The following is a 12,586-nucleotide window of genomic DNA, read 5'->3' on the forward strand; positions in this document are numbered from 1 at the left end:
AATTGAGCTTAATGGTAAGAAGATTTTTGAGTTGGCACAAGCAGGCGATGAAGTATGCATCGAGGAAATCGAGCGCCTTGTGTACTATCTATCAAAAGGAATCGCAACGATTGCATACATGATGAATCCGGAAACGATTATTATCGGCGGAGGCATTACGGCTCAAAAGGATTACCTGCTGCCTTTAATCATGAAACAGCTCGAAATCGATGTGATTCCAGCTATTTTAGCGAAAACGAAGATCGAGATCGCCCGTAACTTAAACAATGCCGGTATGGTTGGAGCTCTACGTCATTTCTTGCTTCAAGAATCTCTGCAGCCGCTTAAGAGCATCACAACAATGATCGAATCGAACAGGCACAAGCTGACGAAACGTGAGCAGATGATTGCAAAATACATTATTACGAATCTAGAGTCATTTCCGAACAGAACCATCTCAGAATTGTCGCGGCAGATCGACGTATCAGAAGCAACGATTACTCGTTTCTGCCAAAAGCTTGAGTTTGGTTCATACAACAAGCTTCGATTGATGGCAAAAGAAGCTTCTGTCAGCACAAGACTTTTTGAACCAGCCGAAAGTCATCATTTAACGGGTGTTAAAGAGACGTATGTGAGTATGCTCAAAAAATTTGATACGCTGTACGAGCTGAAGGATGTAGAAAAAGTAAAGCATCAAGTTGCGAACGCAGAACAGATTTATTTATATGGCGGGAACAAGCTGTCTTTTATCGCGGATCAAATGAAATACAAGTTGATGAGACTTGGTAAGAGAGCCGATACGTTCTCGTCCGCCTATGAGATGGAATTGTCGTCATACACACTAAACCAAGACACACTGGTGATCGGGCTGAGTGCTTCTGGTTATGATTCAGAAGTGGTTGGTATGCTGAGGCAAGCAAAGAAGTTAGGGTGTGAAACGATCGGAGTGACGAGCCAGCAGGATTCTCCGTTATCAGAGGTTTCCAATACGCGATTACTTATTCCAGCGACAGATGATATCGCGGGTGATGATAACTCCATTTGCGAGGTATCAGCATTCTACCTGATGGATGTAATTTTAAAAGAACTGCGCAATGACTATAAGGCAGAAAATCATCAAAAAGAGATTATTTAATGTGTGTTTTGCTTCGATTAACGCGTAAAATAAATCAATCTAATGCGATTGAGCCGATTTTACATTTTTACTAAGAGTAGGACAGGTTTTTTAAGCGGTAAAGAGGGATGAAGGTTGTTTTTTAGGGTGTTGGAGCGAAACGAGGGGTCCACTGAGCGAAACACGGGTCAATTGGAGCGAAACAGCGCGTCCACGGGGCGAAACAGAAGGTGTTTGGAGCGAAAAGCAGCCTTGTTTGAGCGAACGTGTAATAAATATAAGAACACGTACCGTAAAAATCAGACATACTGCAGAACTATGCTTAAAGTAAGCTCAACTGGAGACTAGCGGTCTGCTACTGCACCTTTGCTAACAACTTCCTATAAAAACGAATTGAAAAGAAAGGAGAAAATATGACACTACCCAATATTTTCTCCTTTTTACGTATAAAGGGTGAACAGTCATGAACGCATACGATGAAGCAATGGAACAACTGCGAAATTACAAACCTCAGCAGACGAAAAAGCTGATTTTGATGCATTTTGGGATGGGTTAAAAGTTGAAAATCAGGAGTATCCGCTGAATGTAGAAGTGAAGGAGCGGGCATACAGCGTTCCGGGCGTAAAAGTCTATGACGTGGCTTTTGACGGATTTCGCAATTCACGCATCAACGGTGTTTACGTTACACCAGAAGTTGTGAAAGACGATGCTCCAGCAGCTGTCATCTTTCATGGCTACAACTGGAACACGCTGCAGCCGCATTATACGTTTAAGCATGTGATTCAGGGTGTTCCTGTTTTACTAGTAGATGTAAGAGGCCAGAGTGTGAAATCGGCGGACAAGAACAACTACGAAAATGGAGGGGCAGCCGGCTGGCTCACACAGGGAATTTTCGATCCTGACCAATATTATTACACATACGTTTATATGGATTGTTATCGAAGTGTTGACGTTGTTCGGAAGCTGTCTGGAAAGAGGGACGTTTATCTGGAAGGTGGGAGTCAGGGTGGAGGATTGGCGATCGCGACTGCTGCTCTACAAGAGGACATCACCTTAACGCTATGCGATATTCCGTTTCTGACGGACTTCGAACGCTCGGTTGGACTTGCTGCAGAAGGACCTTATACAGAGATTTCGCATTATTTTAAAGTTCACGATCCACAGCATCAAACATCAGCTAAAATCTTTGAAACGCTTAGTTATGTGGACGCGATGAATCTAGCAAGCTCTGTAACGTGTCCGGTCCTTCTATCGGTTGGAATGATCGATCCCGTATGTCCGCCGATGAGCGCTTTTGCTTTGTATCATCAATTAGGCGGCCCAAAGGAAATTAGAACGTACCGTGAATACGGCCACGAAGTTCCTATGATTCATGAAGAGGAAAAGCTGAAATTTATTCACTCTAATATAAAAAGTATGTAGCGAAAGAAGGCTAAACGCATGAAGATTGCTTATTTACCAATAGATGAACGCCCTTGCAACATCACCTATGTCCAAATGATTGCAGAGTCTTCACGTGATGTAGAGTTGTTTGTTCCTGGACCTGAACTCTTAGGTTATAAAAAGAAGGCGGCGAATACAGAAGGATTGTGGAACTGGGTAAAAAATCTAGCTGGGAAAGTGGACGCTCTTATTTTAAGCATTGATATGCTGATTTACGGCGGGCTGCTTCCATCCAGACTTCATTATTTGACCGAAAAAGAGAGTGCGATATGGGTGGAACGTTTACGCTCGTTGCGTCAGGATTATCCGAATCTAGGAATCTATGCATCAAACTTAATCATGCGCACGCCAAAATACAGTTCGAGTGACGAGGAACCAGATTATTATGAACACTGGGGCCGGGAATTGTTTTTACGCTCTTATTTGTTGGATAAAGAGAAGCGCGAGAAGTTAACAGAAGATGAGGCGAAACAGCTTAGTGAGATCAAGGCTAAGCTGCCAAAAGAGCATATTGAAGACTATGAGACGAGACGTGCTTTCAATTCAAACATGAATGTACAAATGCTAGATTTGGTTAAGGAAGGCGTGCTGACGTTTTTGTCGATTCCGCAGGATGACAGTTCCGAATACGGATATACCGCGATTGATCAAAGCGCTGTGGTGACAAAACGAGAACAGCTGCGTTTATATAAAAAAGTTCACATGTACCCTGGTGCAGATGAAGTTGGAGCGACTTTATTAGCGCGGGTTTATAATGATTTGAAGGGGCAGGAACCTAAGATTTTTCCTATATGGAGCAGTACGCTCGGGCCACAGCTTGTGCCGATGTATGAAGATCGTCCTTTTGCAGAAAGTTTAAAAGCGCATGTGTTAGCAGCAGGGTGTCAGTTGGTGGATCGTGCTGAGGATGCCGATCTGGTGCTCGCTTATAATACGCCAGGCCGCGTCATGCAAGAGTCATGGGAACAGAACGTAAAAGACATTACGTACACCAGTTTCAGAAATATGCTCACGTTTGTGGATCAGATCAAGCATTTTATCGACTCAGGGAAAAAGTCATTGTGGCGGATTCCGCATATGCCAATGGCGGAGACCGTGAGTTAATTACCCTTTTAGATGAAGAGGGTATTCTTGATCAGCTTCTGTCATACAAAGGATGGAACACGAATTGTAATACGTTAGGCACAACCATCTGCCAGGGTGTTTTGGGTGCAGAAGGTAAACAGAAGCCGATTCAAGAAAACCTTATGTACCATCTTTTTGATGATTATTTTTATCAAGCAGAGGTTCGGATGGAAATAAACACAGATTTTCTGCCGAAGTATGATTTGAATTATTTCGATTTAAAAGACGCTGCAGACTCTGTAAATGAAGAGCGCAATCAACGGATGTTAACAAGATTTAATGAGATGATTCTGCATAGTTTTCAAGCGTATAAGGTGGAGAATTTGAAAACGTTCGCACCGTGGAACCGAATGTTTGAGTGTGGACTTTCCTTTGATTTAAAGGATGCTACAGGGAAGGAGTGAATTTTTGTGAAATTAGGCGCAATTGAAGCAGGCGGCACTAAGTTTGTGTGTGGAATCGGAAATGAGGACGGAGAAGTTATTGAAAGAATTTCTATTCCGACAAAAACCCCTGAAGAAACGATGAGACACGTTGTTGATTTCTTTGATGAAAAAAGGGTGGATGCTCTGGGAGTTGGTTCATTCGGACCGGTTGATCTTGATGTATCAAGTCCGACTTATGGATACATAACGAGTACGCCAAAAAAACATTGGAATCAGTATGATCTAGTGGGTGAACTGAAGAAACATTTTCAAGTTCCGATCGGATTTGATACGGATGTGAATGCTGCCGCTTTAGGAGAATCTCTTTGGGGTGCCGCCAAAGGACTAGATAGCTGTCTGTATATGACAGTTGGAACTGGAATTGGTGTAGGAGCCGTTTCGGAAGGGAAGCTCGTTCATGGGATGCTTCACCCAGAGATGGGCCACATCTTAGTTCGGAAGCATGATGAAGATCACTTTACGGGAAGCTGTCCGTTTCATGGTGATTGTCTAGAGGGGATGGCGTCAGGTCCCGCGATCGAAGCACGTTGGGGGAAAAAGGGCGTGGAACTTGCATCAGATCAAAGGGTGTGGAAATTAGAAGCTTATTATCTCGCACAAGCTCTTGTGAACTACATTTTGGTGCTCTCTCCAAAGCGAATTGTGATCGGCGGTGGTGTGATGAAACAAGAACACCTATTTCCGCTCGTTCGAAACTGGGTGGTTCAGCTGTTAAATGGGTACATTCAACACGAAAATGTACTGAATCAAATAGAAAAGTATATTGTTCCGCCTAATTTGGGTGACAATGCAGGATTGTGTGGGGCATTAGCGCTGGCAAGGCAGGCGTATGCTATTAAAAAGACAAGCTGACTCTGAAAAAGAGTCAGCTTATTTTCTTTTATACCTATTTATTATTTTTATGGGGTAAACAGCTAGCAAATGATAATAAGAGAATCATCGCTTCCGATACCGTTATGAACAGGATGAAGAATTTTTGAGCATCATCTGCCCAAGATCCTTGATTTAATAAAAGGAACCCAATCATCCCTAGTAAAACTAAATTCGCTTTCAGAAAGAATGAAAATCCTCGCTTAGAGGAAAAGGTTTCTACCTTTTTTGAAGGTTTAACATTTTGTTTTTTGCGTGTATTTTTGGAAACAGGCACTGTCACAACTTCTGAAGAGAAAACTCTTCGAGTGTATCTTCTATTTTTTTAAAGTAATCAGAGATCGATACAGGCACAAAGTAAACGGTATGATCATGGATTTGCTCATAATCTACATGCCAAATCATTTGATTACCTGGCAGAGAAAAAGCGACTTGGTCCTTTTTGTTCTCTCCCGTTTTGTGATTGCAGTTGTTGAAGCTAATGCTGTTAAAAACTTTATTGTTGTTATTAAACGAGGTAATAAATTCTCTTAGCGAGTCATTTTCCGTTTCGTTATTTAAAATCTTTTCAACTTCTTCATTCTTCAGTTTATGTAAAGCATCATATACTTTGTCTGAAACTTGAATGGGTTGAAGTTGATTATCCTCAAAATTTGCTGATGAGTTCAGACCATAAAAACTCAATATTTCTTTTGAGCGACTTTTTGTATGATCCAGGTATGTAAAAGTGTGAGTTTCATTTGATATGTGCTGCTTGAGATATTGATTACGGTTTATTTGATGAATATATAGCTCTTGTTCATTTTGGGTGAAATAAACATTTTTTGTAGATGTTCCTAGAGCTTGGATGAGATCTTCAAGATTTTGAGAAAGCTTTGTTTTTCTCCGAGCATTCCATAAACCATTTTCTCGTAATGATAGCTCAGCTTCTTCTGTAAAAAGGGCAATATCCTCTTTGTTTTTACTTACTAAATCATCCTTAAGAATGATACGACGAGCAAAATTTTCATATTGACATGATACTAGAGCAACTGCTAGTTCTTTGGAGGTTAGTATCATTTTTTCTGAATTATTCATGGGCAATTCTCCTTGTAATAACCTGCTTCAGGGAGCCTTATTTTTGATCTGCAGTTATTTTCATTTGAAAGAATGACTGAATCGTTTCATTAATTTTAGCGGTATAAACATCTTTTGGTATAGGGACGATAAAAATCTGTCCGTCACTAACTTTTTCGTAATCAATGTGCCAAACCAATTGATTGGAAGGGAGCATAAAGACTACTTGATCAGTTGTTGTCTGGTCTTTTACATAACTAGTAGTCAGAAAAGAAATATTATCTAATCGTTGTTCATTACTTTGAAAGTCTTTTAAAAACGTCCTTAATGAATAGTTCAAATCGGAATCACTAATCATGGCATGTAAGACAGATTGATCTATTGTGTGTAATTGATCAAAAACGTTAGATGTTACTTCAACGGTTTGATAGTCATCAAGATTCCTGATGTCTTCTTCTTGATTATTAATCAACTCATTTATCATATCTGTGTAGTCACCTGTGTGCTTAAAGAAGGTGAAATGATGCATCTGATCGTTTACGTCTTGAATAAGAGCATATTTATCGTTAAGAAGATGAATATTTAAAACACGGTCTCCATACACGATACGTACTTTCTTGGTACAGTTAACAAGAAGGCGAATCGTGTTTTCTAAACCTAGTACAAGTTTTGTGTCCTTGGTGTCATCCCAGTAACCGCGCTGTTTCAGTAATTGTTCGGATTGCTCGATGAAACGCTCGAATTGAGCATCATCTTGTATGAGGTTCTGTTCATTGATAATTTGACTCGCTGTCCGGTCATAACCACATAATGCAAGTGAGGCTACCAGTTCGTTTATAGAGAGTGATATGGGGTTTGAAGTATTCAATAGAGTTACCTCCAAATTTTATTGTAAACCATTAAATAAAATGAGTATGATCAACCAATTAACTAAAAGGAGTAAAAAGAATAGAAGCGACAATAATTTGTTAATTAATAATGGTAGTCGAATTAAAGCTGATTGAGCTGCATAATTCAGACCGAAAAAAGCAAATGTCGTGTATTTGTTGACTAAAGAAATAACCCCATTTTTTTCTGTGTGAAAATTATATTTGTAAAGTTCGATAATGCCCCGTTGAAAAAAATAGAAAAGAAAGCAAAGATGGCATTACTTAATAATAAAACCATGATAATCGTAGTGGGAAAGGGGATATCAATTCCTACAAAAATAAGTGACAAAACTGAAATGAAAAGGATAGATAAAGAGATGCTGATGGGTTTGGTAGTCATAAAGATTCCTTTCCTTGATGTGAAATTTAAAAGATATTACTAGAATAGCATGCTTCAGATAAAGGGGCTTTAACTAAAATAAGATTATCTAAACCATCCTGACACGAAATCACCGGCGTCTGATAAGGCATCTGTAACAGTATCTGCTGCATCAGATAACATTTTTGCCCCATCTTCTTCAATCCATTTTCCAGCATCTTCGCCCCAGCCTTTAATCTTATCTTCTAGTGCCCACGAACCAACGATACCGATTCCTGCTCCAACAGCCCCACCAATCACGGTTCCTATCCCCGGGCAGAACATCGTGCCAATGGCAGCTCCACCAGCAGTTAACCCAGCTATTCCAACATCCATACCGATTCCAGCAGCAAAACGACCTGATTTCTCAAAGTTTGATTTGTATTGGTTTTCGTCGCTGAAAAATTCTGCTGAATTCGTTCCTAGAGAAAATGCAATACCTATTACTGGTAACTTTTTACCGACTGTAGTAAAACCATCCAGGCTCTTAAACTGATCTGCCGTCTTAGCTACATCTATTTTTTGAGCATAGTTCTTTAAGTCAGCATCTGAAAAAACAAATATTCCTTTATGATCCCTAACCATCGTACCAAAGCTAATTTTAGTTGTTCCTTTATCTAAGCCTACTAATTCTCTTAATAAACCACTAGGCTTGTTATTGTAGGATCCAAGATATCTTAAAATAGGATTACCAGATGTTTTATCTCCTTTTTGCAGAAGTTTATATATATTTTCAGCAAGCTTAGATTCATATTTTTTGGATTTTCCTTTTACCCATGAAGGAGATGCTTTAACAATAAAATTACCTTTACCATCTCTTGTGAGCTCTAGCATATTCGTTGAAAGAATGGTGACAGCAATAGCACCTTTTGTCACATCTAAAGCTCCAGTTGCTTTTCCTAGTTGATCCAGCCATGAGGCAATATCCCCCATAAACGTAGAATCGCCTTGCTCAACGGATAATTCGATCGCATCATCTATCATGTTCTGTATGGTGTCAGACGACATAAAGAACTCTTCAATTTCAGTGATCGTCTTTTGAGTTAGAATAATCCCTTCGCTAGACCAGTTATTCACTTTTTTAACAAATTGAGAGATGTCTACTAAACCATCAGACAGTTCAGTTAAGGTGGTGGTCGTAATTTCATCGATTTGATTCAGTTCATCGGCCGTCTTCTGATTATTGCTTACAGATTGATCTACGCTAGTAGTAAAAGAACTAGCATGAATCGGGGTTGTGCTAACAAGGTGGCTTACTTGAGACGTAATTTTGTTAATAGTATCTGCGGACTCTTCTGTAAATTGTTTAAGCTTATCAAGTCCTTGTTTTACATCATGCAAAATGAACTCTTCCGTTATTAATGCATCTTCTGATTCGAATTTTGAGATACGTGACTTGATTTTCTTTAATCGATTTATGTATTCATCTAAGAATTGATTAAGCAGGAGTGTAATGGGGATATGCAGAACTGTGAAATGTTCCTTGATTGCTACGCCACCTTCTCCTTTTAAACCTTCATCGAGTTCAATGATATGATTCAAAGCATTCCTGATGGCAAGAATTTGTTCTTTTTCACTTTCTTTTTTTGATGGTCTGATCGATTTCTTGGAAAACTTCAGAAACTTTGAGTACCTTCATCTTTTAAGTCTCCTTCATTATTTAGTAATTCTGGAAAGGTTCTGATCTGTTTGAAAAATGGCTTCTATACTTTCCCGTGCATCACTTTCAACAGATATTAAAGTGGATTTATAGTTATCTAATATTTCATAATAAAGCTTTTCGATTTCTAGCATTTTAGTTGTTACATTCATTTGAGTTTTGGAAAACGTACAATTTGGATTAGTCGTGTCTAAAGCTTGTATCTTGTTCTTCAAGTCAGCGAAAGCAGGTTCTACCTCACTTTTGACTAATTTGATTTCTGACATAATACCACCTCTTTATTTTAAGTTGGAAAGTTGAGTTCTTTTTGATGAAATCGAGTTAGCTAATGATGCATTGGAACTTTCCAATTCGTTAATTTTGTTCGTTATATCCTCTAACTGGTTTTCTATCAAACCACTCATAGAAACATAGGATTGTTCCATCGCTGACCGTTCCTCACTAAAGCGAACTGCACTTTTACCGTTCCAGATAGAGGAGTCAAGTGAAGGCTTATTAATGAGACTCTTGTTTTCCTCAAATGTTTGGTGTTCGTTTAAAAGCTCTGCATGCGATTTACGTAATAAATTTATTTTTTCTTGGTTGTCATTCATCTGTAGAGTAAGGTTAGATATTGAACTATTTAATGACATAATTAATTGAGAATTATCATTCATTGCATTCACCTCAGAAATAAATGGTTACTGAACTATTTAAAACGTTATAGACAATAGGGAAAAATATCCTTTAGTGCCAAATTCCAATACTAAGCAAAAAACATAGTTTTAAATACCATTTACCCTATATATATGGAAAAATAAACCTATTTTAAATTTATATTATTTTGTTTAGGTAATTATCATGAAAGATTCTGTAAAATAAGAAAACCCGGATACCATATCCGGGCTTTCTTATTTTACATATTCCGTTAACTTGTCATTGCGTTCTTGTCTTTCCTCATCACTCGCCAAATCATATTTTTTAAGCAGGTGAAACACTTCATTCAGAAACTTTTGATCAGACTCCTCTGTCAATGCATCGCCAACTTCCATCACCAGTTCACGTGGCATAAAGGCTGACTGCTCCGCTAATTTTTGCTGAACATCTTCTAACTTGTGGTCAATCGTGCATTTACCCATCAAATCCACTCCCATGCAATATATGAATAGTAAAAGGGTATCACAAACAATAAGAAACTGCACAAACTCTGGGGTTGTGAAACTTCAAATGAGAAGGGTAATTAATTTCTGAGGCACAAGATAAATGTTATGCTAGTAAGGAAAGATAGATATTGGAGGTGTGGTTAAACATGCGTTTAAAAGGTAAAAAAGTAATCAGCCTCGTGCATCATGATTTCGAGGATCTTGAATTGTGGTACCCGATTCTTCGTTTGCGTGAAGAAGGTGCAGTGGTGGAACTTGCCGGGGAGAAGGCTGGAGAAACATACATCGGAAAATATGGTGTTCCTGCAGAAGCCGATTTTGCTTTTGGTGAAGTGGATGCAAGTCAATATGATGCGATTCTCGTTCCTGGCGGATGGGCACCGGACAAGCTGCGCCGTTTTCCAGAAGTCATCTCCATGGTTCAGCACATGGAGGAGCAGAAGAAGCCAATCGGTCAGATTTGTCATGCAGGCTGGGTTCTTGTGTCAGCGAAGATTTTGGACGGAAAAAAGTAACAAGCACACCGGGTATCAAGGATGATATGGAGAACGCGGGAGCTGAATGGATTGATGAACCGGTTGTAGTAGACGGTCATCTCGTATCAAGCCGACGCCCGCCGGATCTGCCGGACTATATGAGAGAGTTTGTTGCGGTTTTGGAAAAGAAATAGTGTCATTTAGAGGTGAACACCCGATAAGGAATTCGGGTGTTTTTCGTTTGTTTTGCGAAAAACCCGGCACAAATCGTCCTGTTTTTAACGTTACATACATTTAACGAAACTTAAAACCGAGTTCCCAACCCACGCCCATCGCTATACACTACTAACACGAATTCCTTCACCGTTAGGAGTGACACACATGCAGTCTAAGGATGATTTTATTAAAGAAGAGGGCACGACGTTTCCAGGAAAAACGTATGTGGACCACTTGCTGCGCCCCGTTTTTAACGACCAAAGAGACTATCTTTTTAAACATATGTTTAACATTCACCGTGCACATGTTGTTATGCTCGAGGAACAGGCGATCCTAGATAAAAAAGAAGCGGCAGCTATTCTGCAAGGAGTAGAAGCCGTTGCAAAAATCGACCCGCAAACTCTGCACTACGACCCTCAATTTGAAGATCTTTTTTTCATGATAGAACACAAAATCAGCAGCATAATAGGGTCTGATCTTGCCGGGAAAATGCATATGGCACGAAGCCGAAACGACATGGGCATTGCCATGTACCGTCTTGCTCTAAGGAAACACATACTGACTGTTATAGAGAGCTCACTCTTATTAGCTTCTGCTCTTTTAGAAAAAATCAATGAACATGCCGAAACCATCATAACGGCTTACACTCACACTCAACCAGCCCAGCCGACAACGCTTGGCCACTATTTAACAGCCGTATTAGACATACTCCTGCGTGATAGTAAACGACTTCAATCAGCTTACGAAACAGTGAACTGTTCACCGATGGGTGCTGCCGCTCTAACAACAACCAGCTTTCCCATCAATCGAAAACGCGTCTCAGAACTGCTCGGTTTTAACCAACTCATCGAAAACTCATATGACGCGGTAGCTGGCGGAGACTATCTCATAGAATCCGCAACCGCAGTTTTAACGCTCATGACGAACAGCGGCAGGTGGATCCAAGATTTTCTGCAACTCGTAACCCGTGAACATAACATCATCAAAGTTGCTGATCCATACGTGCAGGTCAGCTCCATTATGCCGCAAAAACGAAACCCTGTTTCCATCGAGCATTCGCGCGCACTCGCCAGCTCTTCAGCAGGGGAAGCACTCGCTGCGATCCATATGATTCATAACACACCGTTCGGGGATATCGTGGATACGGAAGATGACCTTCAGCCACATCTGTACCGAAGCTATGAAAAAGCGAACCGTGTGCTTCACCTTATGTATGCCGTTATTCAAACGATGGAAGTAAACAAAGAAACCGCGCTACAACGGGCAAAAATGTCATGTATCACGATTACAGAGCTTGCCGACGTTCTAGCAAAAGAAAAGGATGTTCCATTTCGGACGGCTCACAAAATAGCAAGCTCTATCGCAAAAAAATGCACCCATCAAAGTGTCGAACTCAACGAACTGCCGCTACAAACGATTAACGAAATCATTTGCAACCACCAAAATGTATCCCTCACTCAAAAACAATGGGAAGAGATTATTTGTCCAATTGAATTTGTACGGCGGCGCAGCATACAAGGCGGGCCGAATCCGGATGAAGTGAGGAGAATGGCTGTAGAAAGAAAACAGATATTACAACAATTAAACAGTAAATTGAAAGATGAGCTGAATAGGCTCAGTTCATCAAAACAAAATTTAAATAATGCAGTAAATCAAATGATAATAAACTAACGATAAGTAATAAGTTTTAGAACAAGCGTTGATTCTACAAGTTTCAACAATTTTCTTGTATTAGAAAATTTTACCCTATATGATTATGATAGATTATATAA

9 protein-coding genes and 3 pseudogenes are annotated in these 12,586 nt (G+C 39.8%); 6 read left to right on the forward strand and 6 right to left on the reverse strand.

The window, feature by feature from the left end:
- The first annotated feature begins 1 nt into the window (after window position 1).
- The 4 genes and pseudogenes from ACEWFH_RS04560 (at window position 2) to ACEWFH_RS04575 (ending at window position 4,959) form a co-directional block, all read left to right on the forward strand.
- Window positions 2–1,114: a MurR/RpiR family transcriptional regulator gene (locus tag ACEWFH_RS04560; RefSeq protein WP_473727211.1), complete on the forward strand. Its 1,113-nt coding sequence runs from the start codon at window positions 2–4 to the stop codon at window positions 1,112–1,114.
- A gap of 549 nt (window positions 1,115–1,663) precedes the next feature.
- A pseudogene (locus ACEWFH_RS04565) lies at window positions 1,664–2,515 on the forward strand (acetylxylan esterase); the annotation flags it as partial.
- Window positions 2,516–2,590: 75 nt separating this feature from the next.
- A pseudogene (locus ACEWFH_RS04570) lies at window positions 2,591–4,065 on the forward strand (DUF4127 family protein).
- 6 nt (window positions 4,066–4,071) lie between these two features.
- Complete coding sequence (locus ACEWFH_RS04575; protein ID WP_473726300.1) at window positions 4,072–4,959, forward strand: ROK family protein; 888 nt, start codon at window positions 4,072–4,074, stop codon at window positions 4,957–4,959.
- A gap of 297 nt (window positions 4,960–5,256) precedes the next feature.
- Here ACEWFH_RS04575 and ACEWFH_RS04580 read toward each other — a convergent pair whose 3' ends face one another.
- From ACEWFH_RS04580 to ACEWFH_RS04605, 6 genes are all read right to left on the reverse strand, one after another.
- Window positions 5,257–6,054: a hypothetical protein gene (locus ACEWFH_RS04580; RefSeq protein ID WP_473726301.1), complete on the reverse strand. Its 798-nt coding sequence runs from the start codon at window positions 6,052–6,054 to the stop codon at window positions 5,257–5,259.
- A 37-nt stretch (window positions 6,055–6,091) separates the two neighbouring features.
- The gene (locus ACEWFH_RS04585; RefSeq protein ID WP_473726302.1) at window positions 6,092–6,901 is read right to left on the reverse strand and encodes a hypothetical protein; all 810 of its coding nucleotides are present in this window, start codon (window positions 6,899–6,901) and stop codon (window positions 6,092–6,094) included.
- Window positions 6,902–7,386: 485 nt separating this feature from the next.
- Window positions 7,387–8,862 (reverse strand): T7SS effector LXG polymorphic toxin, encoded by a 1,476-nt coding sequence (locus tag ACEWFH_RS04590; RefSeq protein WP_473726303.1) that lies wholly within the window; start codon window positions 8,860–8,862, stop codon window positions 7,387–7,389.
- A gap of 114 nt (window positions 8,863–8,976) precedes the next feature.
- Complete coding sequence (locus ACEWFH_RS04595; RefSeq protein ID WP_473726304.1) at window positions 8,977–9,246, reverse strand: YwqI/YxiC family protein; 270 nt, start codon at window positions 9,244–9,246, stop codon at window positions 8,977–8,979.
- A 12-nt stretch (window positions 9,247–9,258) separates the two neighbouring features.
- The gene (locus ACEWFH_RS04600) at window positions 9,259–9,636 is read right to left on the reverse strand and encodes a YwqH-like family protein (RefSeq protein WP_473726305.1); all 378 of its coding nucleotides are present in this window, start codon (window positions 9,634–9,636) and stop codon (window positions 9,259–9,261) included.
- 234 nt (window positions 9,637–9,870) lie between these two features.
- Window positions 9,871–10,098, reverse strand: a complete 228-nt coding sequence (locus tag ACEWFH_RS04605) for a hypothetical protein (RefSeq protein ID WP_473726306.1) — start codon at window positions 10,096–10,098, stop codon at window positions 9,871–9,873.
- 170 nt (window positions 10,099–10,268) lie between these two features.
- Between ACEWFH_RS04605 and ACEWFH_RS04610 the strand changes: the two are divergent.
- Window positions 10,269–10,792 (forward strand): annotated as a pseudogene (locus tag ACEWFH_RS04610) (type 1 glutamine amidotransferase domain-containing protein).
- Window positions 10,793–10,979: 187 nt separating this feature from the next.
- Window positions 10,980–12,485 (forward strand): argininosuccinate lyase, encoded by a 1,506-nt coding sequence (gene argH / locus ACEWFH_RS04615; protein ID WP_473726307.1) that lies wholly within the window; start codon window positions 10,980–10,982, stop codon window positions 12,483–12,485.
- Window positions 12,486–12,586 lie beyond the last annotated feature (101 nt).

This window comes from Fictibacillus sp. EA-CB0309 (genome assembly GCF_055814265.1).

What these genes read in the sequence shown, in the direction of transcription:
- ACEWFH_RS04580 (WP_473726301.1), bottom strand. Translation starts at nt 6,054, where the DNA reads ATGAATAATTCAGAAAAAATGATACTAACCTCCAAAGAACTAGCAGTT.
- ACEWFH_RS04605 (WP_473726306.1), bottom strand. Translation starts at nt 10,098, where the DNA reads ATGGGTAAATGCACGATTGACCACAAGTTAGAAGATGTTCAGCAAAAA.
- ACEWFH_RS04595 (WP_473726304.1), bottom strand. Translation starts at nt 9,246, where the DNA reads ATGTCAGAAATCAAATTAGTCAAAAGTGAGGTAGAACCTGCTTTCGCT.
- argH (WP_473726307.1), top strand. Translation starts at nt 10,980, where the DNA reads ATGCAGTCTAAGGATGATTTTATTAAAGAAGAGGGCACGACGTTTCCA.
- ACEWFH_RS04600 (WP_473726305.1), bottom strand. Translation starts at nt 9,636, where the DNA reads ATGAATGATAATTCTCAATTAATTATGTCATTAAATAGTTCAATATCT.